Genomic DNA, 26,528 nt, shown 5'->3' on the forward strand with positions numbered 1-26,528 from the left:
CGCCTCTGGGCGGTCGGTCACGCAGAGCGAACCTCCCGGCGCGCGATGCCCTCCCCCCAGTACGCGAAGGCGACCCCCGCACCTGCCAGACAGGCCACTGCCAACGCCCACAGCGGGCCCGTCGCCATCTCGTTGAAGACGACGTTCTTGTCCCAGGGGATCAGGTGGGCCCGGCTGGAAATGAGCATGAGCCCCACGGGCAGTACCGCCGCGGCGCGGCGTCCGAGCGTCACAGCGCCAGCAGCTGCGAGCGCCCAGAGCAAGAGCCCTACCCCGACGAAATGCGCCAGGTCCACCCCTGCCCGCACGAGCACCAGTCCGGTAACAGCGGCCGCGACAGCGCACAGTCCGCTGAGCGCCATGAACCGCCCGACGCGTTGTCGGGCAGCCCCTCGTGCCGACACAGACGAGAGCCACGGCGCCTCATCCCCCAGCGGCCAGGCCATGTGCGCGACGCTCACCGCGAGCACAGCCGTACCGAACATCTCCAAGGGCCTGGTCATCCCGAGGTCACCCGGCGCGATCTGCGGCAGAGTGGCCCACGACAACGTCGGCACCAACCCCCAGACCACGGGAAGCAGCACGAGCCAAGCTGAGCTGATGCCCTGCACCCGCGCCGCCGTCTTGCGCGCAGTCACCTGACGTCCGCGGCTGTGAGGGAGCAGCTCCGGATCTTGTCTGCCCTGACCGAGAACCATCGGTTTCGCTCGGCCCTCGACATCGCCGACAACCGCTCTGCAACGGCCACACGGTCCACTCTGCTGCTGTCCGTGGGGACGATGGCGCCCTCGCCTGCCAGCACCGGCCCACCGGGATAGACCTGCTCATCCTCCGGCAGGTCGTGCGCCCGCCACCACCAGGTCAGCAGGGCAAGAGTGGCTGACGGGTCTCCCGTCGACGTCGCGCACGGCGGCTCGAAGGAGTCAGCACCCAGCATGGCGATCACTTGCTGACGGTCCACGACCTTGTCACTGCCGACAGAGACCATCGCGCCGCGCCCGGGAGGCGGCATGCTGCCGATCACGTAGTCCGGCCGCATCGACTCGGGCATGTCCGCGAGCGCATCGTCCGTGAACGTGGTCAGGTCGTCGAGTGCAGCCAGCTGCGATCTGGGCACACACACCGTCGAGGCCGCGCTTCGGCAGACCGGCTCCTCGGCGCCGGGCGGGAAGACCAGAGGCAGCCCTCCGAACATCGTTACGGCAACCGACGCGCTGACCACCCACGCCATCCACGAACTCTTGGCATGCCGCGTCATCAGGAACAGCAGCCAGACGGCGACGGCGGCGTAGGTCACCGACTGCGCGAGCAGCACCCATGTCGTCGAGCGAGCCGCGATGGGAACGGCGTTGTGGACAAAGAGTGCCGCCAGCGGCGACTCCCTGCTGATGAAGGCGCTGCACACGGCCAGTCCGTACGGCAGAGCCGCGCCGAGAGGCAGTGCAGCCGCCGTCGGGAGGATCGAACCCACCCACCCACCGAAGGACGCCGCGAGAACAGAGAACGCGATGATCAGCACGAGGGTGAACGCAGTCGCGGGCAGGCTCCCCGCCCAGTCGACGGGGGCTGCTCGCGAACTCAAGATCAGCATGGCCGCGAAGGTGATCACGTGCCCCACCGCCCCTGCCAGGGCCACCCAGAGGACCGACCACACCGCGGCCGAGTTCAGCTGCCGTGGCGAGGCGATCAACCACTCCTGCGCACCGCTCCTCCGGGGTGCGCCCACGAGCCACGCTGCGGCACCAGCGAGGAGCGAAGGCGGCAGCGTCACGGTCATGGCCGCCCAAGCATTGGTCGTTGAGGGCATCCAACCCAACCACTGCTCACGCGTGGTGAGGGCGAGCGCGAGGTCCACGACAACTACGAAGGCGGTCAGCGCTGCCCACGTGCGGGCCGGGCGACGGACCAACGGCGGGCACGGATCGAGCAGTGCGGCACGTGCGATGGTCATCCCGCCAGCCCGAGCCTGAGTGCCCTGCTCGCCGTCTCCAGGTCTGTTCCCGCGGGCACGAGCTCAGACATGGGGATCGGCGCCTGCACGACTCCACCCCGGATGAAGAGGACGTGGTCGGCGACGGCGAGGACGTCCTCGACGAGATGGGTCGCGACGACGACTCTGCTCGCAGGGAGCGATCTGAGCACTCCGTGCAGCTGATCGCGCTGGGTGGGATCGAGCCCCGTGGTTGGTTCGTCGAGGAGGAGCAGGTCCGGGGCACCCACGATCGCTGCTGCGAGCGCGACTCGTCGGCGCTGACCGCCGCTGAGCGCGCCGACCCGAGAGTCATTTTGCTCCACGAGGTCCACCTGCTCGATGGCCACGCTCGACGCGGTGCGACGCTCCCTTCGCGCCACCTGCTTGTGCCAGGCCGCGTAGTCGACCAACTCGCGCACCGTGACGTTGCGCGGCAATCCGGCTTCCTGGGGAAGCCATCCGGTGACTCGGTGGTGCTGCCTTCGGGCTGCCCCAGATGCGTGAGCGTCCTGACCTCCGCGCAGGAGGAACCCACGGGACGGAGGCTGGACCCCCGCGAGCACTCGGATCAGGCTGCTCTTGCCCTCACCGTTGTTGCCCATGAAGGCCGTGATCCCCAAAGGGAGCGACAGCGTCGTCGGTTGGACGACCTGCTTGCCCCGATACGCGACCTCCACGTCCCTCAACGAGACATGGAGGTCGGGCGAACGTGTCGTCAAAACCTGGAGCTCCAAGCTCCGCAGGCGTCAGGCACGTTGTTTCGGACTCGGCAGATCTTGGCCCGGACACCCTGGAACTCATGACACGGCCAGTTCATCCACGTGGTGATGATGCGCCCGTTGTTCCCGACGTTCGTCAGTGACGTGACATTGCTCGTGTAGCGACCGGTCCCCACGTCCTCGCAGTTGTTCCTGGCCACCTGACCCGAGTGGTACACCATGTCGCCTCGTGTGCTCCTGATGACACCGTTGGTCGACGCTCCGTTGGAGTACGCCTGTTTGCGCGTCTGCCAACCAGCGCCGTCATCCGACGACGTACCCACTGAAAAGGCTGCCGTCGGCATCAGGGCAAGGCCCAAAGCCAGCGCCCCCCCTTTTGAGAATCTCTTGAACATGTCCTCCCCTTCCCCGGGCTGATGATGGTGGGGTTGAAGGTAGAGCCAAGCATGGACCTCGTCAACAGCAAGTCGAGGTTGCTGAAAGACTGCGCCTCATGCGCCAGATCCGCCAGAGCCGCAAGCTGAAGGACGTCCGCTACGACGTGCGGGGACCGATCCTCGTCGAGGCCCAGCGCCTCGAGGCCGAGGGCCACAAGATCCTCAAGCTCAACATCGGCAACACCGCCCCCTTCGGCTTCGAGGCACCCGAGGCGATCGTCGCCGACATGACCCGCCACCTGCCCGACGCGCAGGGCTACGTCGACAGCAAGGGCATCTACTCGGCGCGCACCGCGGTCGCGCAGTACTACCAGTCCCGCGGGCTCAAGGAGACGACCGTCGAGGACGTCTACATCGGCAACGGCGTCTCCGAGCTGATCTCGATGGTGCTGCAGGCCTTCGTCGACGACGGCAACGAGATCCTCGTGCCCGCCCCCGACTACCCGCTGTGGACCGGAGCGGTCTCGCTCGCCGGCGGCACACCCGTGCACTACCGGTGCGACGAGGACAACGGGTGGAACCCCGACCTCGCGGACATCGAGTCGAAGATCACCGAGCACACCCAGGCGCTCGTCATCATCAACCCCAACAACCCAACCGGCGCGGTCTACTCGCCCGAGATCGTCCGCGGCCTCGTCGACATCGCCCGTCGCCACGACCTCGTCGTTATGGCCGACGAGATCTACGAAAAGATCGTCTTCGACGACGCGGTCCACCACCACGCGGCCGAGTACGCGGGCGACGACGTGCTCTGCCTGACCTTCTCCGGCCTGTCCAAGGCCTACCGCGTCTGCGGCTACCGCGCCGGCTGGGTGATGATCTCCGGACCCAAGCACGAGGCGGCCGACTTCCTCGAGGGCCTGACGCTCCTGTCCAACATGCGCATGTGCGCCAACGTCCCCGCGCAGCACGCGATCCAGACCGCACTCGGCGGATACCAGTCGATCAACGAGCTCATCGTCCCCGGCGGCCGCTACCACGACCAGATCAAGCTCGCCTCGCGCCTGCTCAACGAGATCCCCGGCGTCAGCTGCGTCGAGCCACGCGGCGCCCTCTACTGCTTCCCCCGGCTCGACCCCGAGGTCTACCCGATCGAGGACGACGAGGCCTTCGTCATCGATCTGCTGCGCGCCAAGAAGATCCTCGTCACCCACGGCACCGGCTTCAACTGGCCCGACACCGACCACTTCCGGCTCGTGACGCTGCCCGACGAGGACGTGCTCACCGAGGCGATCGGCCGGATCGCGGAGTACCTCGAGTCGATCCGGGCATGAGCCAGGGCGTCGTCCCGGGGCACGACGCAGGAGCCTCGAAGGGAGGCCCCCTCGCCGCCGTCGCCGCTGGCGGCGCCATCGGCTCGCTCGGCCGGTGGGGCGTGGGCCTCGCGGTCGGCGGGTCGCACTGGGCGACGCTCCTGGTCAACGTCACCGGCGCCTTCGCGATGGGGGTGCTCGTCGCGTGGCTGGCGCGCGGCACCGCCCACCCGCTGGCGCGACCCTTCCTCTCGGTCGGGCTGCTCGGCGGGTGGACGACCTACTCGAGCTTCGCGCTCGACACGCATGCCCTGGCCGGCGACGCTCTCGGGGGGCTGCTCGGCTACCTCGTCCTGACGATCGGGCTCGGCGTCGGCGCTGCCGTCGCGGGGCTGGTCGTCGGCGACCGTATCTGGGGCAGTGACGCTCTCGCCGACGAGGCCGTCGCCGAGGAGGAGCTGTGACCGCGTTGCTCGTCGCCGTCGGGGCCGCTCTGGGCGCCCTGTGCCGGCACCTCGTCGTCGAGCGGCTGCGCGGCGCGGGCGCCACGACCGCCGGGGCGGTCCTCGTCGTCAACGCCACCGGGTCGCTCGTCCTGGGCCTGGCCGCCGGGCACGCATCGGGTGCCGCCCCGGGGTGGCTGCTGCCGCTCGTCGGCATCGGCTTCTGCGGCGCCTACACGACCTTCGCCACCCACGCGGTCGAGGTGGCGAGCGCCCTGCGGACCGGCCGGACCCGCCATGCCTTGGCCGATCTCGCGCTCAACCTCGCCCTCGGCCTCGCGCTCGTCTCGCTCGGCTGGGCCGTCACCGCGTGAGGTGAGGGGCCTCCCCTTCGCCTGCATTGCCGTAGGGGGATGCGGACTCCCTGCGCATTGCCGTAGGGGGATGCGGACTCCCTGCGCATTGCCGTAGGGGGATGCGGACTCCCCGCGCACGACCTTGAGGAAATGCGGCTGGACATGGCTGTGCCCGGGCCCCTGGGGGACCCGGGCACGTGCCGGGGCTTCGAGGCGCCCACGCGGAGCGTGGGACCCAGGCCGCGGACGGCCTCGCACCTCAGCCAGCGAACAGGTCAGGCCTTGGTGGCGGCCTCGAGGCGCGCGGAGACGTCGTTCCAGTTGACGATGTCCCAGAGCTTCTCGATGTAGTCCGGCTTCACGTTCTTGTACTGCAGGTAGTAGGCGTGCTCCCAGGCGTCGAAGGCCAGGAGCGGCGTCATGCCCGCAGCGACGTTGCCGTGGTGGTCGTAGACCTGCGTGACGAGCAGCCGCTTGCCGACCGGCTCCCACGCGAGGACACCCCAGCCGGAACCCTGCGTCGTCTGCGTCGCGGCGGTCAGCTGCGCGCGGAACTTGTCGAAGGAGCCGAAGTGCTCGTCGATCGCGGTGCCGAGCGCGCCGTCGGGCTTGTCGCCACCGTCCGGGGAGAGGTTCTCCCAGAAGATCGAGTGCAGGACGTGACCGGAGACGTTGAAGGCCAGCGTCTTCTCGAGGCCGACGATGCCGGACAGGTCACCCTTGTCGCGGGCCTCCGCGATCTTCTCGGTGGTGTCGTTGGCGCCCTTGACGTAGGTCGCGTGGTGCTTGTCGTGGTGCAGCTCGAGGATCTCGCCGCTCATGGCGGGCTCGAGGGCACCGTAGTCGTAGGGAAGATCGGGAAGGGTGTACATGAGGCCTCCGATGCGTACGGATGTGCTTGCCCTGCCTACCCTTCCATGTCGTCTGGAACGAGTCCACGAAAGGGCACCCTCACCCCTAGGATCGGAGCCCATGACCGACCGCGACCCCATCGCCGCCGCCCATGACCAGTGGGTGGCTCACGGGTGGACCGACGCCGCGGACGGCATGGCACTGATGACCTCGGTGGTCCGCGCGCAGCAGCTGGTCCACGAGCGGGTCGAGTCGGTCCTGCGGCCGCACGACCTGACCTTCGCGCGCTTCGAGATCCTGCGGCTGCTCGCCTTCAGCCGGCGCCGCGAGATGCCGATGAGTCGACTCGGCTCCCTGCTACAGGTGCACGCGACGAGCGTGACGAGCGCGGTCGCCCGGCTCGAGAAGCAGGGCCTCGTCGAGCGACGGCAGAGCCCCGACGACGGTCGCGTCGTCCTCGCCTCCCTCACGACGAAGGGGGCCGACGTCGTCGAGTCCGCGACGCGAGACCTCAACGCCCAGGTCTTCTCCTCCCCCGGCCTGGCGGAGGCGGAGGTGCGGCAGGCGACGGCGCTGCTGTCCTCCCTTCGCGCGGCGCACGGCGACACGGTGGGCTGACCCCCTCCCGCCCCGCTGGTGGAGGTGCGACGAAGGAGCCTCGACACCGGGTCTCGAGGCTCGTCGCAGAACTCCTCGCACCTCGACCACCGGGAGACCGCTCCTCGGCGGGGGCGGCACCGTTTCCCAAAATTACTTGGATGTCCTAGCATTTGGGTGAACCCGCACTTCGACGACGAGGTAGGACATGTCCAAGCCCGAGCTGCACTCCCCGACCCACCCGGTCCGGTTCGTCACGGCCTCCGCGCTCTTCGACGGCCACGACGCGTCGATCAACATCATGCGCCGCATCATGCAGAGCCAGGGCGCGGAGGTGATCCACCTCGGGCACAACCGCTCCGTCCAGGAGGTCGTCGACGCGGCCATCGACGAGGACGTGCAGGGAGTCGCCGTCTCGTCCTACCAGGGCGGGCACGTCGAGTACTTCGAGTACCTCACCCAGCTGCTGCGCGAGCAGGGCGCCGGCCACGTCAAGGTCTTCGGCGGCGGCGGAGGGGTCATCGTCCCCGAGGAGATCGCCCGGCTGCGCGAGGCCGGCGTGACGATCTTCTCCCCCGAGGACGGCCAGCGACTCGGCCTGCCCGGCATGATCAACCAGCTGATCACCGACTGCGACACCGACGTCTGGGAGGACGGCCCGGCCGCCCTCGAGGCGGTGCTCGCCGGCGAGCGCGCCGCCCTGGCGCGTGCCATCTCGGGCGCCGAGCTCGGCCACCTCGACGAGACCTTCCTCGGCGGCATCGCCGAGGCGGCGAAGAAGTCCCACGCCCCCGTCCTCGGCCTGACCGGCACGGGCGGCTCAGGCAAGTCCTCGCTCACCGACGAGCTCGTGCGCCGCTTCCGCGTCGACCAGCAGGACAAGCTGCGCATCGCCGTCATCGCCGTCGACCCGACGAGGCGCAAGGGCGGTGGCGCCCTGCTCGGCGACCGCATCCGGATGAACTCCCTCGGCGAGAGCACCTCCGGGGCCTCCCCCGTCTTCTTCCGATCCCTCGCTACCCGTGGCGACCGTGAGGTGCCCGAGGCCCTGTCGACGGTCATCGACATCACCAAGGCCGCGGGCTTCGACCTCGTCGTCGTCGAGACGCCCGGCATCGGTCAGGGCGACGCCGCGATCGTCCCCTTCGTCGACGTGCCGATGTACGTCATGACGCCGGAGTTCGGCGCGGCCAGCCAGCTGGAGAAGATCGACATGCTCGACTTCGCCGAGGTCGTGGCGATCAACAAGTTCGAGCGCCGCGGCGCCGCCGACGCCCTGCGCGACGTCGGCCGCCAGCTCGTCCGCAACCGTGAGGCCTTCGGCCAACGCCCCGAGGACATGCCGGTCTTCGGCACCTCGGCCGCAACCTTCAACGACGACGGCGTCACCGGCCTCTACCAGCACCTGCGCGACCTGCTGGCGGCCAAGGGGCTGCCGGTCGAGGAGAGCCAGCTGGCACCCGTCGACACCAAGCACTCCACCCGCTTCGGCCAGGTCGTCCCGGCCACCCGGGTGCGCTACCTCGCCGAGATCAGCGAGGCCGTCCGCGGCTACCACGCACGCACGACCGAGCTCGCCGACAGCGCCCGCCGCGTGCAGCGGCTCGCGGCCGTCGACGACGAGCTGACCGCCGCGGGCAAGGACGGCCACGGCGTCGACGAGCTGCTCGACGCGGCCCGCAAGGCGCTGCCCACCGAGGTCGCCGACCAGATCGAGCGCTGGCCCTCGGTCGTCGAGTCCTACTCCGGGGACGAGCAGGTCGTGACGATCCGCGGCAAGGAGCTGCACACCACGCTGACCAAGGAGTCGCTGTCGGGCAACAAGATCCCGCGCGTCGCCCTGCCCAAGCACACCGACCACGGCGACCTCGTCACCTTCTGGCGGTCGGAGAACCTGCCGGGCTTCTTCCCGTACACCGCCGGAGTCTTCCCCTTCAAGCGCGACAACGAGGACCCGGCGCGCATGTTCGCCGGCGAGGGCGATCCCTTCCGCACCAACCGCCGCTTCAAGCTGCTCTCGCAGGGCCAGCCGGCGACCCGTCTGTCGACGGCCTTCGACTCGGTGACCCTCTACGGGCGCGACCCGGGTGAGCGCCCCGACATCTACGGCAAGGTCGGCACCTCGGGCGTCTCCGTCGCCACCCTCGACGACATGAAGGCCCTCTACTCGGGCTTCGACCTCGTCTCCCCCACGACAAGCGTGTCGATGACGATCAACGGCCCCGCGCCGACAGTCCTCGCCTTCTTCCTCAACACGGCGATCGACCAGCAGGTCGACGCCTTCCGCGAGCGCGAGGGCCGCGAGCCCTCCGGTGCCGAGGCCGAGGAGCTGCGCGCCCACGCCCTGCAGAACGTCCGCGGCACGGTGCAGGCCGACATCCTCAAGGAGGACCAGGGGCAGAACACCTGCCTGTTCTCCACGGAGTTCAGCCTGCGGCTGATGGCCGACATCCAGGAGTGGTTCATCGAGCAGGGGGTGCGCAACTTCTACTCGGTGAGCATCTCCGGCTACCACATCGCCGAGGCCGGGGCCAACCCCATCAGCCAGTTGGCCTTCACCCTGGCCAACGGCTTCACCTACGTCGAGGCCTACCTCGCGCGGGGCATGGACATCAACGACTTCGCGCCCAACCTGTCCTTCTTCTTCTCCTCCGGCATGGACCCCGAGTACTCGGTCCTCGGCCGCGTCGCCCGCCGCATCTGGGCGGTCGCCATGAAGGAGAAGTACGGCGCCAACGACCGCAGCCAGAAGCTGAAGTACCACATCCAGACGAGCGGCCGGTCGCTGCACGCGCAGGAGATGGACTTCAACGACATCCGCACGACGCTGCAGGCGCTCAACGCGCTCTACGACAACGCCAACAGCCTGCACACCAACGCCTACGACGAGGCCGTGACGACGCCGTCCACCGAGTCGGTGCGCCGAGCCCTGGCGATCCAGCTGATCATCAGCCGCGAGTGGGGCCTGTCGATGAACGAGAACCCGCTCCAGGGGTCCTTCATCATCGACGAGCTCACCGACCTCGTCGAGGAGGCCGTGCTCACCGAGTTCGACCGGATCAACGACCGCGGCGGTGTCCTCGGCGCCATGGAGACCGGCTACCAGCGTGGCCGCATCCAGGACGAGTCGCTGCTCTACGAGCACCGCAAGCACGACGGGTCCCTGCCGATCATCGGCGTCAACACCTTCCTGCGTGAGGACGGCGCGAAGGGAGAGCCCGACGAGATCGAGCTCGCCCGCGCCACCGAGTCGGAGAAGCGCTCCCAGCTCGAGCGGGTGCAGACCTACCAGGAGACGCACCGCGAACACGCCGAGGAGGCGATCGCGCGCCTCAAGGAGGCGGCGACGACCGACGCCAACGTCTTCGCCGTGCTCATGGACGCGGCCCGGGTGTGCAGCCTGCAGCAGGTGACCGACGCCTTCTTCGAGGTGGGCGGCCAGTATCGCCGCAATGTCTGACGCCCCTCTCGCGCATTGCCCTACGGCAATGCGCACTCCCGGCCGCATTGCCGTAGGGCAATGCGGACCTCGGTAGCCTGCGACCGTGACCTCAGACCGCTGGCCCGGGTACGTCTACGGCGAGGGAGAAGAACCGGACTACCGCTTCTCCCTCGCCAACGAGCGCACCTTCCTCGCCTGGCTGCGCACGACCCTCGCGCTGCTCGCCGCCGGTGTCGCCGTGGACGTCATCGACATCGGTGCCCCCGCCGCGATGACCACCGGGCTGGCCGCGATGCTGCTCGCCCTCGGAGCGCTGTGCCCGCTCCTCGCCTTCCTCCGGTGGGCGATGGCCGAGCGGGCGATGCGAAGGGAGGAGCCACTCCCTTCGCTCGGGGTGTCCGCTGCGGTGATCACCGGTGTCGTGCTCGTCGCCGCGGCCGCCCTCGCCGTCGTCGTGGCGGGCGGCTGACGATGACCGAGCTCGCGAGGTCGGCGCCGCGGGGCGCCCAGCCGGAGCGCACCGCCCTGTCGTGGCAGCGCACCTCGCTGACGACCGCTGCCGGAGCCGCGATCATCGCCCGGCACACGACCGGCGAGATCGGACCGCCGGCCTTGCTCATCATGGTCGCCACCCTCGGTCTGGCCGGTGCCGCCTTCGCCATGGGCCGCCGCCGCTATGCGGCCGAGCCCGAGTCCACCCGGCGACGGGACGGCCGGGCCCCCTTCGTCCTCGCCGTGGCCATCGCCGGCATGGCGGCGACCGAGCTGCTCACCCTGGCGGTGCACTGATGCTGCGCGACGACCTGGGTGCGCCCGTCGACCTGACCGCTCCCCCGCGGCGGGTCGTCTCGCTCGTGCCCAGCCTCACCGAGGCGATCGCCACGAGCTGCCCCAAGACCCTCGTCGGCGCGACCGACTGGTGCACCCACCCTGCCGACCTCGACGTGGCCCGGGTCCGCGGCACCAAGAACCCCGACCTGCGCGCGATCGCCGACCTCTCCCCCGACCTCGTCGTCGCCAACAAGGAAGAAAATCGCGAGCTCGACGTGCGCCGCCTGCGTGAACGAGGTGTCACCGTCTGGGTCACCGACATCGAGGACGTGCCGTCGGCGCTGACCTCGATGCGCCGGCTGTGGGTCGAGGCGCTGCGCCAGCCGGTGCCCGAGTGGTTGGTGCAGGCCGAGCAGCTCTGGGGCACAGCGGCGCCCGCCACCCGAGGGACCGTCGCCGTCCCCATCTGGCGCGACCCGTGGATGGCCGTCGGCCCCCGCACCTACACGACCGACCTGCTGACGCGGCTCGGCTGGACCAATGCCCTCGCCGGCCCCGACGCCGACCCGGGCGACCGCTACCCGCACGTCGACCTGGCCGATCTCGACCATCCCGGCGTCGACCAAGTCCTCCTGCCCGACGAGCCCTATGTCTTCACGGCCGAGGACGGACCGGAGGCCTTCACCCACGCGCCGACCCGGCTCGTGAGCGGCCGCCTGCTCACCTGGTACGGCCCGGCGATGGTCGAGGCCCACGAGACGCTCGCGACGTGACGAAGGGGGCCGGTCACCTCGCGGTGACCGGCCCCCTTCGAGGCTCGTGCGTCGCACCACAGGACGACGCTTCGTGGTGGTGCGTCAGAGCTTCTTCTTCGCCACCGCGGCCTGGGCGTCGATGATGCCCTCGCCGTAGAAGCCGTTGAAGTCCTCGTCACCGACGCAGGTGGCGGTGTAGGCCGCCGGGAGCTCCGGGTAGACGACGGTGCGCGGCTCGGGGCAGGCCTTGTTGCGGGCCGTGCCGAGCAGCACCTCGCGGGTGGTGTCCGCGGCGAGGCCGAAGCCGGCCTTGCCCGCGGTCTTGCCGTAGCGCGAGACGATCAGGGAGGCGACACCCGCCGCGTGCGGCGAGGCCATCGAGGTCCCCTGGTAGTACTCGTAGTAGCCGCACTGCTCCTTGCCCTTGACCCTGCCGCAGTCCTTGAAGACGTAGCCCTCACCGGCCTCGGTGATGTTGCCGTCCTCGTCGACCGAGCCCTCGGCCTTGACGACGTTTTCCGGGACGGACGACAGGATCAGGTTGCTCGGGCTGCGGTAGTCGGGGGTGCCGTAGTTGTCGCGGGAGTCACCACCGGGGGCGCTGATCTCGATCTCGTCGGAGGTCAGGTCGGTCGTGTAGTTGGAGAAGTAGGACTTGCGCTCTGTCGGGCCGACGGCCGAGACCCCGATGACGTGCGGTCCCTCGACCGGCAGGTCCTTGCAGCTCGAGTTGTCGATGGTGCGGTCGTGGGCATTGCCCTCGGGGTAGTTGGGGCTCTCCGAGTCGGTCCCGGGGTTGGCCAGGTCCGTCGCGGCGTTGCCGAGCGCACCGACCATGGTGACGTCCTTGGAGTGCGCGTAGTTGAGCGCACGCGACATCGACTCGATGATCATGTCCTGCTCGGCGGCCTCCTCCGGGCTGTCCTCGGGCGCACCGCCCTCGCAGTAGTAGGCCCACGGGTCGACGTAGAAGCTCATGTTGACCACGTCGAGGCCGGCGTCGGCGGAGTAGGTCAGGGCGTTGACGGTGGGGCCGACGAAGAAGTAGCCCGCGTCCTGACCAGCGCGCACGTTGACGATCGAGACGTCCGGCGCGACACCGGAGACACCGATGCCGTTCCTGGCCGCGGCGATCGTGCCCGCCACGTGGGTGCCGTGCCCGCCGTTGTCGACGTCGGCCGGGTCGACGCAGGACTCGACCTCGCAGGGCCCGTCGATGTCGGGGATGTCGGTGGTGAAGTTGCGCGAGAGCTTGTGGTCGAAGTTGGGCGCGATGTCCGGGTGGCTCGCGTCGACGCCGGTGTCGATGACACCGACCTTGACCCGCTTGTCGCCGGACTCGACCTGGTGCGCGGCAGACGCGTTGATCATGTCCAGGCCCCAGAGCTTGTCGTCGAGGGGGTCGGCCCCCTTGCTCTTGCCCTTGCCCTTGCCTTGGCCCTGGCCCGCGGCGGCGGCCTTGCCCTTGGCCTGGGCGCGCGGACGCTCGAGCTGCTGCTTCTTGGCGCGCTCCTGCGGGGAGCGACCGACGATGCCCTCCTCGGCGGCGCCGAAGACGCCCTTCATCGCCCGCGTCTTCGCGGCGAAGGCGGTGTCGGTGGACGTGACGGCGACCATCCCGACCTTGTCGTTGACCGAGACGACCTTCGCCCCCTTCGCCTCGAGGCGCTTGGCGAGGGCGGTGGCGCTGCCGCCACGGTCGGCGAGCACGACGTAGCTCGTCTCGGCCCCGGTGGCGGAGACGGTCGAGCCGGTCTCGGCGGTGGGTGCTGCGGTGGCGGTTGCAGTGGCGGTCAGCCCGGTCGCCCCGAGCGCGAGGGCGCCCAGGACCGCGGCCATGCGCTGGTGTCGCATGTGGTTCCTCCCGATGGTGATCGGCGGCGGTACGCCGCCATCGGGAACTGTATGACTCAGGTCACGCATCCGGGGCGATCGACGAGTCGGGAAATGGTCAGGAACGCTGCCGTCGAGCCACCCGCAGGGCGTGCGCGAGGATCCCGTCGAAGAGCGCCGCGACCTCGCGGGCGCCCGGGTTGCGCAGGGCGTGGATCGGGACGTAGGCACCCTGTGCCCGCTGGACGGCGGTGCGCTCCGGGATCTGCTGGGTCAGCACGAGCGGCCCGAAGAGCGAGGTGAGCTCCTCGACGCGGTAGCGGTGCTCGCCGATGTTGGGGCGCACGCGGTTGATGACGATGCCGAGCGGCTGGAGGCGGGGGTTGAGCTGGGTGCGCACGTCGTGCACCGCCCGCAGCGCCCGGTCGGCCGCGGCGATGGCGAAGACCCCCGGCTCGGTGACGATGATCGCCCGGTCGGCCGCGGCCAGACCGATGCGGGTGAGGCCCCCGAGCGAGGGCGGGCAGTCGACGAGCACGAGGTCGTGGTCGCCGGACACCTTGTCGAGCACGGTGCGAAGGGAGGTCAGCCGCCGGGAGGAGAGGTCGGTGCGGTCCATCGCGGCCAGGTCATCGCCGCCGACGACGACGTCGACGGGCGGGTGGTCACCGTCGCTCCAGTGGCTGCGCAGGGTCGCGGCGCGCAGGTGACGGCGGCGCGGCTCGTCGATGACGAGGGCGCTCGAGGCGCTGACCTCCCCGTCGACGTCGAGACCGGCGGTCGAGTCGCCCTGCGGGTCGAGGTCGACGACGAGCGTGCGCAGCCCGGCGGCCCGCGCGGCCGCGACGAGCCCGAGGGTGACGGACGTCTTGCCCACACCACCCTTGAGGCTGCACACCGCGAGGACGATCACGCCCCGATGATAAGGCGCGGCGCCCCCTTCGTCCGGGGTGGGACGAAGGGGCGCCGCGGCGGCCGCAGTCTCCTGAAGGTCGTGAGCCCCCGAGGCCGCATTGCCCTACGGCAATGCACACCCGAGACCGCATTGCCCTACGGCAATGTGACTACTTGAGCTCCTTGCTGGAGTAGCCGAGGATCCGGCGGGCCACGACGAGCAGCTGGATCTGCTGCGTGCCCTCGAAGATGTCGAGGATCTTGGAGTCGCGGGCCCACTTCTCGAGCAGGTGCGTCTCGGCGTAACCGGTGGCGCCGGCCAGCTCCACGCAGGCGAGGGAGACGTTGACGCAGGTGCGCCCGGCCTTCGCCTTGGCCATCGAGGCCTCCATCGAGTTGGGCTTGCCGTTGTCGGCCATCCACGCCGCGCGCAGGGTGAGCAGGTAGGCGCTCTGGTAGTCGGCCTCGAGCTCGATGAGCTTGGCGGCAGCGGCGGACTGCACATTGGCCGGCCGGTCCCAGTCGACCTCGATGCCGGCCTCCTGGAGCAGCTCCGTGGTCTTGTCGAGCGACGCACGGGTCAGCCCCAGCGCCATCGACGCGACGAGCGGACGCGTGTTGTCGAAGGTCTGCATGGCGCCGCCGAAGCCGCCCTCGATCTTGATCTCCGGGTCACCCAGGAGGTCCTCCGCCGGCACGCGGCAGTCGTCGAGGACGAAGGCCGCGGTGTCGGACGCGCGGATGCCGAGCTTGTGCTCCAGACGAACCAGCTGCAGGCCGGGGTTGTCGCGCCGGACGACGAAGGACTTGATCGCCGTCTTGCCCAGGCTGCGGTCGAGGGTCGCCCAGACGACGACGAGCTCAGCGCGCTCACCGGAGGTGACGAAGATCTTCTCGCCGTTGAGGACGTACTCGTCGCCGTCCTTGACCGCGGTCGTGCGGATGGCGCCGGAGTCCGAGCCGACGTCGGGCTCGGTGATGGCCATGGCGGCCCACTTGCCGGCGTAGCGCGCCTTCTGCTCGTCGTTGGCGACGGCGGCGATCGCCGCATTGCCCAGGCCCTGGCGCGGGATGGACAGGGTCAGCCCCACGTCGCCGCGGCAGGTTTCGAGGATGGAGAGGACCGAGGAGAGGTTGGAGCCGTTCTTGTTGTCCTTGGGGCCCTTCTTCGAGCTGCGGCCGGAGCCGACGGCCGCGACGTCGCCCTCCTCCGCGCCGTCGTCCTTGGCGCGGGTCGAGGAGGAGGCACCCGCGCCCTGGCCGGCGCCACCGTCGGACATGCCGTCGATGACGGCCGAGACGAGGTCGAGCTCGGCGGGGTACTCGTGCTCGGCGCGGTCGTACTTGCGCGAGATGGGCCAGAAGACCTCCTCGGCCATGCCGCGCGCCTGGGCGACGAGGGGTCGGAACTTCTTGGGAACCTCGAGGTCGATCATGATCGTGTCCTTCGTGTCAGGTCTGTGGGGTGAAGGGGCCGCGCTCAGACGAGCAGCGTGCCCTCGAGGACTCCGGCGCCCCGCAGGTCGCGGTACCAGCGCTCGTTGTCGAACTCCTTGACGAAGCCGTGGCCACCCAGCAGCTGCACGCCGCTCGAGCCGATCCACGTCGCGTGGCGGCTGACGAGGCTGCGGACCTGGGCGATCTCGGCGCTGGCGTCCTCGCCCCGGTCGAGGCGGGCGGCGGCCTTCCACACGACGAGGCGCAGTCCGGCCAGCTCGATGGCGATGTCGGAGACGGTGAAGGCGACGGCCTGGCGGTAGCCGATCGGCTCGCCGAAGGCCTTGCGCTCCTTGACGTACTCGCTCACGTGGTCGAGCACCGCCTGCGAGGTGCCCACGGCGGCAGCCGCCCAGGCCAGACGAGCACGGCGCACGGCGTCGGCGTGGTCCTCGGCGGTGCCGAGCAGGTCGCTCTTGGCGACGCGGGCACCCTCCAGGTGGAGTCGGGCGGTCTTGGCGGCACGGACACCCATGGCCGGGTCGTCCTCGGTCTTCACGCCCTCGGTGCCGGGCTTGACGATGACCAGTCGCGATGCGCCGTCGATCGCGGCCGAGACGATGAAGAGGTCGGCCGCCTCGGCGCCCGGGACGATGGCCTTGACGCCGTCGAGGACGATCTCGTCCCCCTCGACCCGGCCCGTGGTGCGCAGGGCGAAGGGGTCGAACAGCGGCTGGGGCTCGTGCAGGGCGAGGGTCGCCGTCGGCGGCGTCTCGCCGGTGAACTCCGGCAGGTAGGTCGCCTGCTGGTCGGCGTCGCCGTAGGCGGCGATGGCGGTGGCGACGGCAGCCGGCGCCATGATCGCCGTGGCGATCCCCATGTCGCCACGGGCCAGCTCCTCGAGCACGATCGCGCCGGTGACGGCGGAGCGCTCCTCGGCGATGCCGTCGAGCTCGGCCGGGACCCCGACGAGGTGGAGCCCGACCTCGGCCGCGGCGGTGCGGACCTCGGCCGGCACGGCGCGCTCGGCGTCGGCGGTCGCGGCGGCGGGGCGGATGATCTCGTCGGCGAGCTCACGCGCCACGCCCTGGATCATCTGCTGGTCCTCGGTGGGCGTGAGGTCGAAGAGCGGCTTCGGCTTCGCCGTCGCTGCGCGGGCCGGGTCGCCGGAGCCCTGCTTCTTGGTGAAGGCGCGCCCAGCAGCGGTCTGCGCCTTGAAGCCGGTGACGGCGCCCTTGTAGAGGTACCGCTCGACCTTGGCGCGCACCTCCTTGTCCTTCAGGCCGGGCAGCCCGCCGGCCTTGGCGATGAGCCGCAGACCGAGTCGCTGGCCCTTGTCGGCCAAGGACATCGTTTCGGTGGAAGCCATGTGGGAGAACCCTTCGCGACAGTGCTGAGTGGAACGGAAAGTGTGCGATACCGACAGTACCTGCTACACCTCGTATCGGTAAACCGGCGAGTCACTACGAGTTTCGGCAGCCCCCTGGACGGGACGGTCGAAGGGAGAGGCTCACGCCCCCCCTTCGCCCCGCAGGTGGGTCACATCACGCCTCGCCGCGCCGGACCTCCCCGCCGTGACCAGCCGCCGGACGGTAGCCTGCCCGCAACCGGGAGAACCCGCGAGGGACCGCCCGCACACCCAGCACGTGAGAGGGAAACACAGCATGGTCGACGTCGACGCCGCACTTGACGCGTCAGGTCTCACCAACGAGGCCGTCCGCGAGTACGTGAAGCACTGGGCCGAGATCACCCAGCCCGATCGGATCGAGGTGGTGGGCGCTCAGGACGACGACCGTCTCATCGCAGAGGCACTGGAGGCCGGTGAGCTGCTGCCCGCGGGCGAGGGCCGCTACTACTCCCGCTCCTACTCCAAGGACACCGCGCGCTCCGAGGAGCGCACGATCGTCGCGACCAACGACGAGAAGGACAAGGGCGTCTACAACAACTGGCGCCCCGCCGCGGAGATGAAGGAGAAGCTGACCGAGCTCATGCGCGGTCAGTCCAAGGGCAAGACGATGTACGTCCTGCCGTACCTCATGTCCCCCAAGGGCAACGAGCTCGCCCAGTGGGCCACCGGCGTCGAGCTGACCGACTCCCGCCCCGTCGTGCTGCACATGATCCGCATGTCGCGCGTCGGCGTCGAGCACGTCAACGACCTGCCGGTCCAGGACGACTTCGTCCGCGCCGTCCACGTCACCGGTGACCTCGAGAACCTCGGTCAGGGCACGCCCGACGACAAGCGCTACTTCGTGACCGTCGCCGACGAGCGGACCATCCTGCACTTCGGCTCGTCCTACGGCGGCAACGCGCTGCTCGGCAAGATCGCCCACGGCCTGCGCCAGGGCGCCTACGACGGCTGGGCGACGAAGAAGTTCCTCGCCGAGCAGTACATGCTCATCGGCATCACCGACAAGGAGACCGGCAAGCGCTACCACATCACCGGTGGCTTCCCGAGCGCCTCGGGCAAGACCAACCTCGCGATGATGCTGCCGCCGGACGCGCTCGGCGACCGCTACCAGGTCGACTTCTACGGCGACGACATCGCGTGGCTGTGGGTCGACGAGTCCACCGGCAAGCTCATGGGCATGAACCCCGAGTACGGCGTCTTCGGTGTCGCCAAGGACACCAACGAATCGACCAACCCGACGGCCCTGCACTCGGTCGACCCGGGCACCAAGGTCATCTTCACCAACATCGCCTACAACCCCAAGACCGAGGAGGTCTGGTGGGAGGGCCGCACGCCCGAGCCGCCGGCCGACGTCGACGGGTGGCTCGACTGGAAGGGTGACGCGATCGCCGACCGCGAGCCCGGCGACACCTCGCCGTGGGCGCATCCCAACAGCCGCTTCACGACGACGCTGGCCAACGTGCCCAACGCCGCCCCCGACTTCGACGATGCCGCGGGTGTCGAGATCGACGCGATCATCTTCGGTGGCCGCACGCGTGACCGCGAGCCGCTGATCCGCGCGATCACCGACCTGCCCGAGGGCGTCTACGACGGTCTGACCCTGGGCGCCGAGGCGACCGCCGCGGCCGAGGGTGTCGAGGGCCAGCTGCGCTACGACCCGATGTCCAACCGCCCCTTCATGGCCTACGGCGAGGGCGACTACGCGCGCCACTACCTCGACATCGTCGGGGCCGCCAAGGACAAGCCGCTCTTCGCGCACGTCAACTGGTTCCAGAAGGACCCGGAGGACGGTCACTACCTGTGGCCCGGCTACCGCGAGAACCTCCGCCCCCTGCTGTGGCTCATGCAGCTCAAGGCGGGCGAGGTCACCGGTCGCCAGACCCCGGTCGGCATCATCCCGACGCAGGAGGAGCTCGAGCTCACCGGGCTCGACCTGCCGCAGGAGGACCTCGACCGCATCCTCGACATCGACGTGGCCCGCTGGCAGCAGGAGATGGGCTTCCGCGAGGAGCACCTCAAGGCCTTCGACCGGCTGCCCGAGGAGATCTGGGAGGCCCACCGCCGCGTAGCCGCCGACCTCGACAAGCAGGCCCGAGCCTGACCCTTCCTTGACTCGGCGCTGACGCGCCGGGCCGACCGGAAGAACGACGAAGGGCGTTGCCCCCCAACGGGGGTGACGCCCTTCGTCGTTGTCGACATGCGAGGGTCCGCTAGCGCCGCTATGGTCCGGGCACCGCCACCCCCTGTGACGATCGTCACGTCGCGGAACCCCCTCACCCGGGTGCGTCTTCGAAAGGACCTCGCATGTCCAGATCACGTCCACGCCACTCCACCACCCTTGCCGCCGCAGCTGCGGCCAGCCTGACCATCGCCCTCGTCGGGCAGAGCGCAGTGACCGCCAGCGCGGCCCCGGGGTCCAGCGACTCCGCAGCCGACCAGGCCTCCCCCGCCGCGGGCGACCCGCACGACCACCTGCCCGACGTGGACAACCGCAGCTCGGGCAGTGCCGCCCCGTCGAAAGCGCAGCGCAGCGCGGCCGCCTCCGACAACCGCTCCACCACCGCACGCGGTGCCACCGGCACCGGGAGCATCAGCTGGAACCGCTTCGGGTCGGTCGCGACGATGACCCCGACGACGAAGGGGGACCTGGCCACGGGCCTCGGCTCGGACCCGGAGGCCGCCGCCCGCGCCTTCCTCGACCGGGAGCGCACCACCTTCGGCCTGACGAGCGCCGACATCGCGGACATGGAGCACGTGGCCACCAACAAGGTCGGGTCGGCCGACGTCGTCATGCTCCGGCAGAAGATCGACGGGCTGGCCGCCGGCCTCGACGGGCTCGTCGTCGTCGCGGTCGACAAGGGCAGCGCCCGGTACGTGAGCTCCTCGCTCGCTCCCTCGTCGACCACGGCGAAGCGGGCCCCGGCGAGTGCGGGCATCACCCCCGAGAAGGCCCTGGAGCGCGCCGCGAAGGACATCGGCCACCCGGCGACCGGGATCAGCCGGGTCTCCGCCCGCTCGGCGAAGGCCGCGTCGTCGTGGACCTCGCTCACCGCCACCGGCCTGCAGGGCCAGCAGCAGGTCAAGCGGGTCGCCGTGCCCGTCCCCGGGGGCACCTCTCGCACCGCCTATCACGTCGTCACGAGGGCCGGTGCCGCAGAGGGCTACTCGGTCTACGTCGACGCCGCGGACGGGTCGATCCTCGCCAGGGAGAGCCTCGTCGACTTCGACGACGACAACCCCACGTGGTCGGTCTTCACCGGCACGCCCGACACCGAGACCAACGACACCCGCTCGATCTGGTGCCTCACGGCAGCGAGCGGCTGCTCCGAGACGGTGAAGAGCGCCGCGTCCCCCTTCGCCTGGGACGTCGACCCGACGACGAAGCTCGCGACCGGCACGACGAACGGCAACAACGCCTACACGGGTGAGCGCTGGCGCTCGGGAGGTCCGGTGACGCCGGCGACCTCGAAGCCCGATCGCAACTACGTCTTCCCCTTCACCGCCCAGTGGACCAAGGAGCGCTGCAACCCGGCGAACTACGCCAGCCCCCAGCGCAACGACATCGATGCCGCGACGACCAACCTCTTCGCGATGCACAACCGGATGCACGACTGGTCCTACCAGCTCGGCTTCACCGAGACGGCGTGGAACATGCAGCGGGACAACGGCACCCGGGGCGGCAAGGGCGGCGACCCCGAGCTCGGCTACGCCCAGTCGGGCGCGCAGTCCGGGTCGCGCAACAACGCCAACCAGGGCACTCCCCCCGACGGGGTGAGCGGCTACAGCAACATGTACCTGTGGCAGCCGCTGGCGGGCAGCTTCTACGCGCCCTGCGTCGACGGCGACTACGACATGTCGGTCATCGGCCACGAGTACGGCCACGCGATCAGCAACCGCATGGCCGGTGGCCCCGACGCCGGCCTCTCCGGCCTGCAGGCCGGAGCGATGGGCGAGTCCTGGTCGGACCTGATGGCGACCGAGTACCTGCAGGAGTGGGGCTACGCACCGGTGAGCGGGACCGCGACCCCGATGGGCTCCTACGTCACTGGCAACCCTGAGCGCGGCATCCGCAACTACAACTTCAGCAAGAGCCCGCTCAACTACTCCAACGTCGGCTACGACCTCACCGGCCCGCAGGTGCACGCGGACGGCGAGATCTGGTCGGCCACCCAGGGCGACATCCGGTCGGCCTTCATCGACCGCTACGGCGCGGGCGACGCCGCCGCCCAGCGCGCCTGCGCGCAGGGCACGACAGCGGTGGCGAGCTGCCCCGGCAACCGCCGGTGGATACAGCTCGTCTTCGACGCCTGGCTGCTCATGCCCCAGGGCACCGTGAGCATGGTCGACGCCCGCAATGCCATGCTCGCCGCCGACCTGCTGCGCTTCGGCGGCGCCAACCAGGACCTCCTGTGGAACGGGTTCGCCGATCGGGGCCTGGGTCGTGACGCGGCCTCGGCCAGCTCGTCGACGACGACTCCGACCCCCTCCTTCGCCTCGGCCTACGCCAAGAACGCGACCCTGCGGTTCTCCCCCACCGACGAGGACGGTCGCCCGATCTCGGGCGCCAAGGTCTACGTCGGTGAGTACACCGCCCGCTCGCGAGCCGTCGCCGACACCGACGCAACGACCGACCTCGCTGACAGCTTCGAGGTGGTGCCTGGCGAGCGCACCTACACCGTCACGGCCCCGGGCAAGGCGCAGACGGTCGTCACCCTGACGGCGAAGAACAACCAGACGCGCGACCTGCGGGTGAGGATGCGCGACAACCTCGCCAGCACCGCTGCGGGCGCGACGATCGACGGCGACGGTGATGGCATCGGCAACATCGTCGACGGCGACGAGGGCACGACCGGCGCCACGCCCGCCAACCCGAGCGCGGCGCAGAAGCAGTACACCGTGGACCTCGCCGGTGGCCGTCAGACCATCCGTCGGATCCAGGTGAGCGCGCTCGGCGCCCCGAGCGGCGGGCTCGCCCGCAACCGCTTCCAGAACCTGCGCCAGTTCAAGGTCCTCACCTGCAACGCCAAGGGCAAGGTGACCTGCGCCGACGACGCCGACTACCGGGTCACCTACACCTCGCCGCAGGACGCCTTCCCCGGGGACGTGCCGCGGCCGGTCGCCCCGGAGCTGAAGATGCGGTCCTTCGACATCCCGCAGACGGCAGCGACGCACGTGCGGCTCGAGGTCGTCGCCAACCAGTGCCAGGGCGGCGAGCAGTTCGCCGGCGAGCAGGACGACGACCCGGCCAACGCGACCGACTGCGCGAGCGCCTACTCGGGCAGCAGCGTCATCGCGACGACCGAGTTCCAGGTGATGCGCCGCTGACCGTGCACAGAAGGTCGTGCTGGTGCATCTCGTGGCGTTCTCCGCCCACCTGGTGCACCAGCACGCCCACCTGTGCACGCCGTCCGCAAGGACGAAGGGAGGTCACCGCGGGGAATGCAGCTCACCGGCAGCGACGAGCCGGTCGCGGCGGCCGCGCCAGGGCTTGTCCCACGACATCTCCTCAGGGACGAGCGGCTCGCCGCAGGCGCTGCAGATCTCGCCGCGCGTCGTCTCCGACCCGCAGGCCTCGTGGATGAGCGCCATGTGCCCGCCGTCGGGGGGGAGTCACCGTGTGCCGCTCGCCCCAGATCGCCAGCTGCTGCAGCACCGGGAGCAGCTCGGCGCCCGCCACCGAGGCCGCGTATCCCTGCCGGGTCCGGCCACCGTCGGAGTAGTCGACGCGCTCGAGCAGGCCGGCCTCGACCATCGAGCGCAGCCGTCGGCTGAGGACGGCGTCGGAGATGCCGAGGTTGTCGCGCAGCGTGTCGAAGCGCCCTCGCCCGTGGAGGACGTCGCGGATGATGAGCAGGACCCAGCCGTCACCGAGGACGTCGAGCGAACGCCGGACAGGGCACAGGTCGTCGGACCAGTCGGATCGAAGCGGCATGCGAAGCCTCCGGGGTCGTGGGCTGCACCCCCAGTCAAACTTCCCCGAAGAAAGTAGCTGGGCGCCGAGCTACGTGCCCCCGAGCACGAGTCAGGCCCCGGTCGCCAGTGGCGATCGGGGCCTGTCCGTCTGTCTCAACACAGAGCGCGCCCGTAGGGATTCGAACCCCAAACCTTCTGATCCGTAGGCTCGTTCACGGGTGGGTCAGCGCACGCCAGGCACCGAGAACTCCGGCGTGGCAGCACCGATTGTCACGACCTGATGCGATGGCGGGCGCCCCGGTTGCTGTCATCGCTGCTGTCAGGTCGGGCGGAGGGAGCCGGCGACCCGATAGCGGAGCAGAGCCGACCGGAGCGGGTGCGGGGCAAGCGGCCAGGAGGCTCGATCACGTGTGGTGCGCAGGCGCGGAGCGCGTCCCTGTTGCGGTGAGCGCGGGCCGCTTGAGCCGTGGCCGTGGAGGTCGGAGGGTGTAGCGGCGGGTCGGCGGTTCACAAGGTGAGGGCACTCGGTGTGGGGAGAACCGGGTGCCCTTGCTCGTGTTCGGCCGGCGGCGAAGGGCGCGCAGGTGGGGGTGCGCGCAGGGCGAGGCACGAGCCCGAAGCGCGGGGGTCCCCACCGGAGCGGCCGAAGTCGGCCGGCCGGGCGCGGGCCGAAGGCCCGCCTTGAGTCAGTAGAGAAAGTCCTCACGATATGCGTTCTGACTGCAGGTCCGCTGCCAATGTTGCCAGCAGTGACCATCGGACCACCAAAGATCTGTTTGACGGTGGAACGGGATGTCGGCAAACTGCCCAACATGTCTTTGGAGGATGAAGGGGTTCAGCGTCTTCGTGCGGTGGCCCACCCGGTTCGGCTGCAGATTCTGTCGCTGCTGACGGGTGAGGACATGAGTGCTGCGGACATCGCCCGCGCTCTGGACATCACGCAGGCGAACGCGAGCTACCACGTGCGCGTCTTGGCGAGGGCGGGTCAGGTCGTCGAGACGGGCGTGGAAAAGGTGCGGGGAGGCCGCGCGAAGAAGTACCGCTACCTGCCGGGCCGGGACGAGCCGACGGGGGCGGGCGGGAGCTCGAGCTCACCACCTACGGACGACCAGGCACTTGTGGTGGAGGCGTACGCCACCGAGCTGCGGCGTCGATTTGCCCTGCGGCAGCCGGGTGGCAACGTGACCGGCACGGACGCCGAGCTGTGGCTCGAGCCGCAGGTGTGGGAACAGGTCGTGGAACTGGTGCACCAAGCATCGCTGCTGGCCCACACCAGCGCACTGCCGACACACTCCCCAGGCGCGCTGCGGACCTCGTTCACCTCGACGCTGTTCGAGATGCGCGACGGGCTGGAGGACGCGTGAGTCGGGCAGGCCATCCCCTAACCGTCCTACGAGATCGCAACTTCCGCTGGTTCTGCACGTCAGACGCAGTGGATCTTTTGGGCACCAGCATGGCACCGGTCGCGTTGGCATTCGCCGTGTTGCATGTCGCCGGCTCCGCCCAAGCGCTGAGTCAGGTGCTCGCGGCCTACATCGGTGCGCAGGTGGCATTCGTGCTCGTCGGTGGTCTCGCCGCTGACAGGTTCCCGCGCACCCTGGTCCTTCAAGGTTCTAACGTGGTCAGTTGCCTGGCCCAGGGCACCGTCGGGGCACTGGTGATCACCGACCGGGCCACCATCACGGCGCTCGTGGTCCTCGTGGCCATTGGTGGCGCCGCATCGGCATTCGGCATGCCCGCCACTGAGGGGGTCGTCCCCCAGCTCGTTACCCGAGAGCACCTGCAACAGGCCAACGCGATCATGGCCTTCGGACGCCGCGGCTCGATGGTCCTTGGGCCGGCGATCGCCGGCTTGCTGGTCGCAACGGCAGGGCCAGGCTGGGCGATCATCGCCGACGCCGCCACCTTTCTGCTCGCGACCCTCGCGTTGGCCCGCGTCAACCTGCCGCCTCGCACGGTCGCGACGGGCTCGAGTGAGTCGGTCTCGTTCTTCGGACAGTTGCGTGAGGGCTGGACCCACGTGCACAGCCGGACCTGGTTGTGGGCGGTCATCGCGGCCTTCGGTGTCATCAACGCGATCCAAGCCGGCGCGTGGGGTGTTCTCGGGCCAGTGATCGCCAACGCCAGCCCACACCTGGGGGCACGCGGCTGGGGACTGGCCGTCAGCGCCCAAGCCGTCGGTGCCATTGGGATGACGCTGCTCCTGATGCGGCTACCTCTGAACCGGCCACTCCGGCAGGGCATGGTGGGCGTATCTGTCATGGCGATCCCGCTTGGCCTGCTCGGCTTCAGGCCCGAGGCGTGGTTCCTCGCGACCGCAGCAGTGCTCGGGGGAGCAGGCATAGAGATCTTCGGGACCGGTTGGCGGACCGCTCTGATGGAACAGGTCCCCCCGGATGCCCTGTCACGCGTCGCGAGCTTCGACATGCTCGGGTCATTCATCGCCATCCCGGCCGGCACCCTGCTCTACGGCTGGCTCGCCACCCGGGCCGACGTGGCGACAGTGCTCATCATCTCCGCCATCGTCTACGCCACCACCGCCCTGGCAACCCTGCTCGTCCCCAGCGTGCGTCGCCTACAGCGCCTCTCCAGTTCGCCAACCACGCGCACATCAGGATCAGTGCGTTGAAGTCACTCACCTTGCGATAGCCACGGGCAATCTCCTAGTGGTCGCGCGAGCCCCGGTCGATCCCTCGATGGTCAACTTGGGGCCAGACGAAGTCTTCAGGGTGTTGAAGCTGGGTTCGCGCCTGGTCGGCGTTCATGGTGTCCGGGTGTTCGGCGATCTCGGCCGCGAGGTCGAGCCGCTCAGGGCTGCTGACCAAGACACGCCACTGAACCTCAACAGAGCGGTCATTCGCCATCGGCGTCAGTGCCTCGTACGGCAGGCGACGGGAGGCAGCAGCGGCGGACCTGACGCGGGCACGCCCGTCCTGCGCGAGGGCCTGAAGGACGTCAACGGGCACCGCATCGTTCAGCGCGACGCTGGCCCTGACCAGGGGATGGGGGTCATTCGCCAGACGCCGGAGAACTCCTTCATCGGTAGCCGCCTCCGCTAGCCGCTCTCTGACCGAGTGGACGGGGTCCTCCAGGATCTGCTCAACCTGTGCCGTGCTCACGCCGTCACGTTGTGCCGCGAGACCTCGAACATCGGGGTCCGTGCACGACAAGGCAATTCGGCACGCTTCTAGGCTCGGGTTCTCCGCCACCGCAAACCGGACTTGCCATCGGTCATCTTCGACGAGCCGCGCTAGGACGTCCGGCGGCGTTGAAGGGTTCTCCGCCGCCGCGGTCCGCACCTTCGGAGATCGGTCATGGGCTGCGTCGACCAGCGCATCCATGCTGGCACTCGGGTCCCCCGCAGCTAGGGCGCGATCATTGACTGACGGCACGGTCCCCTCCTCAACACAAGCGTTCGGCACGTGGCGAACTCAGGGCAGCACAGA

Annotated in this window: 22 protein-coding genes and 1 pseudogene; 12 read left to right on the forward strand and 11 right to left on the reverse strand. The window is 69.8% G+C overall.

The annotated features are described in order from the left end of the window. Window positions 1-17: 17 nt before the first annotated feature. From NYE39_RS08510 to NYE39_RS08520, 3 genes are read right to left on the reverse strand one after another with little or no spacing between them, the layout of a single operon-like run. Window positions 18-638 carry a hypothetical protein gene (locus tag NYE39_RS08510; protein ID WP_084452995.1) on the reverse strand — a complete coding sequence of 207 codons (621 nt, stop codon included), beginning with the start codon at window positions 636-638 and terminating at the stop codon, window positions 18-20. After that, the gene (locus NYE39_RS08515) at window positions 635-1,951 is read right to left on the reverse strand and encodes a hypothetical protein (protein ID WP_185220896.1); all 1,317 of its coding nucleotides are present in this window, start codon (window positions 1,949-1,951) and stop codon (window positions 635-637) included. Before NYE39_RS08515 ends, NYE39_RS08510 begins: the two co-directional genes overlap by 4 nt. Further along, a complete protein-coding gene (locus NYE39_RS08520; RefSeq protein ID WP_223277920.1) occupies window positions 1,948-2,574 on the reverse strand; it encodes an ATP-binding cassette domain-containing protein in 627 nt (208 codons plus the stop codon). Before NYE39_RS08520 ends, NYE39_RS08515 begins: the two co-directional genes overlap by 4 nt. Window positions 2,575-3,184: 610 nt before the next feature. Here NYE39_RS08520 and NYE39_RS08525 point away from each other — a divergent pair. Genes NYE39_RS08525 through NYE39_RS08535 form a run of 3 tightly spaced genes read left to right on the forward strand, consistent with a single transcriptional unit; the run spans window position 3,185 to window position 5,198 of the window. Further along, complete coding sequence (locus NYE39_RS08525) at window positions 3,185-4,402, forward strand: pyridoxal phosphate-dependent aminotransferase (RefSeq protein WP_084452999.1); 1,218 nt, start codon at window positions 3,185-3,187, stop codon at window positions 4,400-4,402. Further along, on the forward strand, window positions 4,399-4,845 hold the full coding sequence (locus NYE39_RS08530; protein ID WP_341012402.1) for a fluoride efflux transporter FluC: 447 nt from the start codon (window positions 4,399-4,401) through the stop codon (window positions 4,843-4,845). The genes NYE39_RS08525 and NYE39_RS08530 overlap by 4 nt, the downstream gene beginning before the upstream one ends. Continuing rightward, window positions 4,842-5,198, forward strand: coding sequence for a fluoride efflux transporter FluC (locus NYE39_RS08535; RefSeq protein ID WP_084453003.1), 357 nt, complete (start codon window positions 4,842-4,844; stop codon window positions 5,196-5,198). Before NYE39_RS08530 ends, NYE39_RS08535 begins: the two co-directional genes overlap by 4 nt. Window positions 5,199-5,455: 257 nt before the next feature. On the opposite strand, the gene NYE39_RS08540 is transcribed toward NYE39_RS08535, so the two are convergent. Beyond that, window positions 5,456-6,052 carry a superoxide dismutase gene (locus NYE39_RS08540; protein WP_083546196.1) on the reverse strand — a complete coding sequence of 199 codons (597 nt, stop codon included), beginning with the start codon at window positions 6,050-6,052 and terminating at the stop codon, window positions 5,456-5,458. Window positions 6,053-6,152: 100 nt separating this feature from the next. Between NYE39_RS08540 and NYE39_RS08545 the strand changes: the two genes are divergently transcribed. From NYE39_RS08545 to NYE39_RS08565, 5 genes are all read left to right on the forward strand, one after another. Beyond that, window positions 6,153-6,650, forward strand: coding sequence for a MarR family winged helix-turn-helix transcriptional regulator (locus NYE39_RS08545; RefSeq protein ID WP_341012403.1), 498 nt, complete (start codon window positions 6,153-6,155; stop codon window positions 6,648-6,650). 187 nt (window positions 6,651-6,837) lie between these two features. Further along, window positions 6,838-10,089 carry a fused isobutyryl-CoA mutase/GTPase IcmF gene (icmF, locus tag NYE39_RS08550; protein ID WP_341012404.1) on the forward strand — a complete coding sequence of 1,084 codons (3,252 nt, stop codon included), beginning with the start codon at window positions 6,838-6,840 and terminating at the stop codon, window positions 10,087-10,089. Between the two features lie 85 nt (window positions 10,090-10,174). Continuing rightward, on the forward strand, window positions 10,175-10,540 hold the full coding sequence (locus tag NYE39_RS08555; RefSeq protein WP_072625603.1) for a YidH family protein: 366 nt from the start codon (window positions 10,175-10,177) through the stop codon (window positions 10,538-10,540). 2 nt (window positions 10,541-10,542) lie between these two features. Beyond that, window positions 10,543-10,860, forward strand: a complete 318-nt coding sequence (locus NYE39_RS08560) for a DUF202 domain-containing protein (RefSeq protein ID WP_072625604.1) — start codon at window positions 10,543-10,545, stop codon at window positions 10,858-10,860. After that, window positions 10,860-11,615 carry a helical backbone metal receptor gene (locus NYE39_RS08565; RefSeq protein WP_192910939.1) on the forward strand — a complete coding sequence of 252 codons (756 nt, stop codon included), beginning with the start codon at window positions 10,860-10,862 and terminating at the stop codon, window positions 11,613-11,615. The genes NYE39_RS08560 and NYE39_RS08565 overlap by 1 nt, the downstream gene beginning before the upstream one ends. 84 nt (window positions 11,616-11,699) lie before the next feature. On the opposite strand, the gene NYE39_RS08570 is transcribed toward NYE39_RS08565, so the two are convergent. From NYE39_RS08570 to NYE39_RS08585, 4 genes are all read right to left on the reverse strand, one after another. Further along, a complete protein-coding gene (locus NYE39_RS08570; RefSeq protein ID WP_192910942.1) occupies window positions 11,700-13,451 on the reverse strand; it encodes a S8 family serine peptidase in 1,752 nt (583 codons plus the stop codon). Window positions 13,452-13,548: 97 nt separating this feature from the next. Then, window positions 13,549-14,343 carry a ParA family protein gene (locus NYE39_RS08575; RefSeq protein WP_341012405.1) on the reverse strand — a complete coding sequence of 265 codons (795 nt, stop codon included), beginning with the start codon at window positions 14,341-14,343 and terminating at the stop codon, window positions 13,549-13,551. A 151-nt stretch (window positions 14,344-14,494) separates the two neighbouring features. Further along, on the reverse strand, window positions 14,495-15,760 hold the full coding sequence (locus tag NYE39_RS08580; protein WP_072625608.1) for an acyl-CoA dehydrogenase family protein: 1,266 nt from the start codon (window positions 15,758-15,760) through the stop codon (window positions 14,495-14,497). 44 nt (window positions 15,761-15,804) lie between these two features. Then, a complete protein-coding gene (locus tag NYE39_RS08585; RefSeq protein WP_341012406.1) occupies window positions 15,805-17,130 on the reverse strand; it encodes an acyl-CoA dehydrogenase family protein in 1,326 nt (441 codons plus the stop codon). A 295-nt stretch (window positions 17,131-17,425) separates the two neighbouring features. On the opposite strand from NYE39_RS08585, the gene NYE39_RS08590 reads away from it, so the two are divergent. Together NYE39_RS08590 and NYE39_RS08595 are read left to right on the forward strand one after the other, a co-directional pair. After that, a complete protein-coding gene (locus NYE39_RS08590) occupies window positions 17,426-19,270 on the forward strand; it encodes a phosphoenolpyruvate carboxykinase (GTP) (protein WP_341012407.1) in 1,845 nt (614 codons plus the stop codon). A gap of 203 nt (window positions 19,271-19,473) precedes the next feature. Next, window positions 19,474-22,494 (forward strand): M36 family metallopeptidase, encoded by a 3,021-nt coding sequence (locus tag NYE39_RS08595; protein WP_341012408.1) that lies wholly within the window; start codon window positions 19,474-19,476, stop codon window positions 22,492-22,494. 181 nt (window positions 22,495-22,675) lie between these two features. Here NYE39_RS08595 and NYE39_RS08600 read toward each other — a convergent pair whose 3' ends face one another. Next, complete coding sequence (locus tag NYE39_RS08600; protein ID WP_226282709.1) at window positions 22,676-23,101, reverse strand: winged helix-turn-helix transcriptional regulator; 426 nt, start codon at window positions 23,099-23,101, stop codon at window positions 22,676-22,678. A gap of 730 nt (window positions 23,102-23,831) precedes the next feature. Between NYE39_RS08600 and NYE39_RS08605 the strand changes: the two genes are divergently transcribed. Then, window positions 23,832-24,446, forward strand: a complete 615-nt coding sequence (locus NYE39_RS08605; protein WP_226282712.1) for an ArsR/SmtB family transcription factor — start codon at window positions 23,832-23,834, stop codon at window positions 24,444-24,446. After that, window positions 24,443-25,711, forward strand: a complete 1,269-nt coding sequence (locus NYE39_RS08610; protein WP_192910945.1) for an MFS transporter — start codon at window positions 24,443-24,445, stop codon at window positions 25,709-25,711. The genes NYE39_RS08605 and NYE39_RS08610 overlap by 4 nt, the downstream gene beginning before the upstream one ends. A 34-nt stretch (window positions 25,712-25,745) precedes the next feature. On the opposite strand, the gene NYE39_RS08615 is transcribed toward NYE39_RS08610, so the two are convergent. After that, complete coding sequence (locus NYE39_RS08615) at window positions 25,746-26,201, reverse strand: hypothetical protein (protein ID WP_226283372.1); 456 nt, start codon at window positions 26,199-26,201, stop codon at window positions 25,746-25,748. Between the two features lie 120 nt (window positions 26,202-26,321). Beyond that, window positions 26,322-26,423: pseudogene (locus NYE39_RS17290) on the reverse strand (hypothetical protein); the annotation flags it as partial. Window positions 26,424-26,528: the final 105 nt, after the last annotated feature.

It is taken from the genome of Janibacter sp. FSL W8-0316, from assembly GCF_038004165.1.
Taxonomy (GTDB): domain Bacteria; phylum Actinomycetota; class Actinomycetes; order Actinomycetales; family Dermatophilaceae; genus Janibacter; species Janibacter indicus.

Bases quoted from the DNA above. Each gene is read 5' to 3' on its own strand.
- NYE39_RS08540 (WP_083546196.1), bottom strand. From the start codon at position 6,052: ATGTACACCCTTCCCGATCTTCCCTACGACTACGGTGCCCTCGAGCCC.
- NYE39_RS08585 (WP_341012406.1), bottom strand. From the start codon at position 17,130: ATGGCTTCCACCGAAACGATGTCCTTGGCCGACAAGGGCCAGCGACTC.
- NYE39_RS08530 (WP_341012402.1), top strand. From the start codon at position 4,399: ATGAGCCAGGGCGTCGTCCCGGGGCACGACGCAGGAGCCTCGAAGGGA.
- NYE39_RS08525 (WP_084452999.1), top strand. From the start codon at position 3,185: ATGCGCCAGATCCGCCAGAGCCGCAAGCTGAAGGACGTCCGCTACGAC.
- NYE39_RS08580 (WP_072625608.1), bottom strand. From the start codon at position 15,760: ATGATCGACCTCGAGGTTCCCAAGAAGTTCCGACCCCTCGTCGCCCAG.
- NYE39_RS08515 (WP_185220896.1), bottom strand. From the start codon at position 1,951: ATGACCATCGCACGTGCCGCACTGCTCGATCCGTGCCCGCCGTTGGTC.
- NYE39_RS08570 (WP_192910942.1), bottom strand. From the start codon at position 13,451: ATGCGACACCAGCGCATGGCCGCGGTCCTGGGCGCCCTCGCGCTCGGG.
- NYE39_RS08600 (WP_226282709.1), bottom strand. From the start codon at position 23,101: ATGCCGCTTCGATCCGACTGGTCCGACGACCTGTGCCCTGTCCGGCGT.
- NYE39_RS08565 (WP_192910939.1), top strand. From the start codon at position 10,860: ATGCTGCGCGACGACCTGGGTGCGCCCGTCGACCTGACCGCTCCCCCG.
- NYE39_RS08560 (WP_072625604.1), top strand. From the start codon at position 10,543: ATGACCGAGCTCGCGAGGTCGGCGCCGCGGGGCGCCCAGCCGGAGCGC.
- NYE39_RS08545 (WP_341012403.1), top strand. From the start codon at position 6,153: ATGACCGACCGCGACCCCATCGCCGCCGCCCATGACCAGTGGGTGGCT.
- NYE39_RS08595 (WP_341012408.1), top strand. From the start codon at position 19,474: ATGTCCAGATCACGTCCACGCCACTCCACCACCCTTGCCGCCGCAGCT.
- icmF (WP_341012404.1), top strand. From the start codon at position 6,838: ATGTCCAAGCCCGAGCTGCACTCCCCGACCCACCCGGTCCGGTTCGTC.
- NYE39_RS08590 (WP_341012407.1), top strand. From the start codon at position 17,426: ATGGTCGACGTCGACGCCGCACTTGACGCGTCAGGTCTCACCAACGAG.
- NYE39_RS08520 (WP_223277920.1), bottom strand. From the start codon at position 2,574: ATGGGCAACAACGGTGAGGGCAAGAGCAGCCTGATCCGAGTGCTCGCG.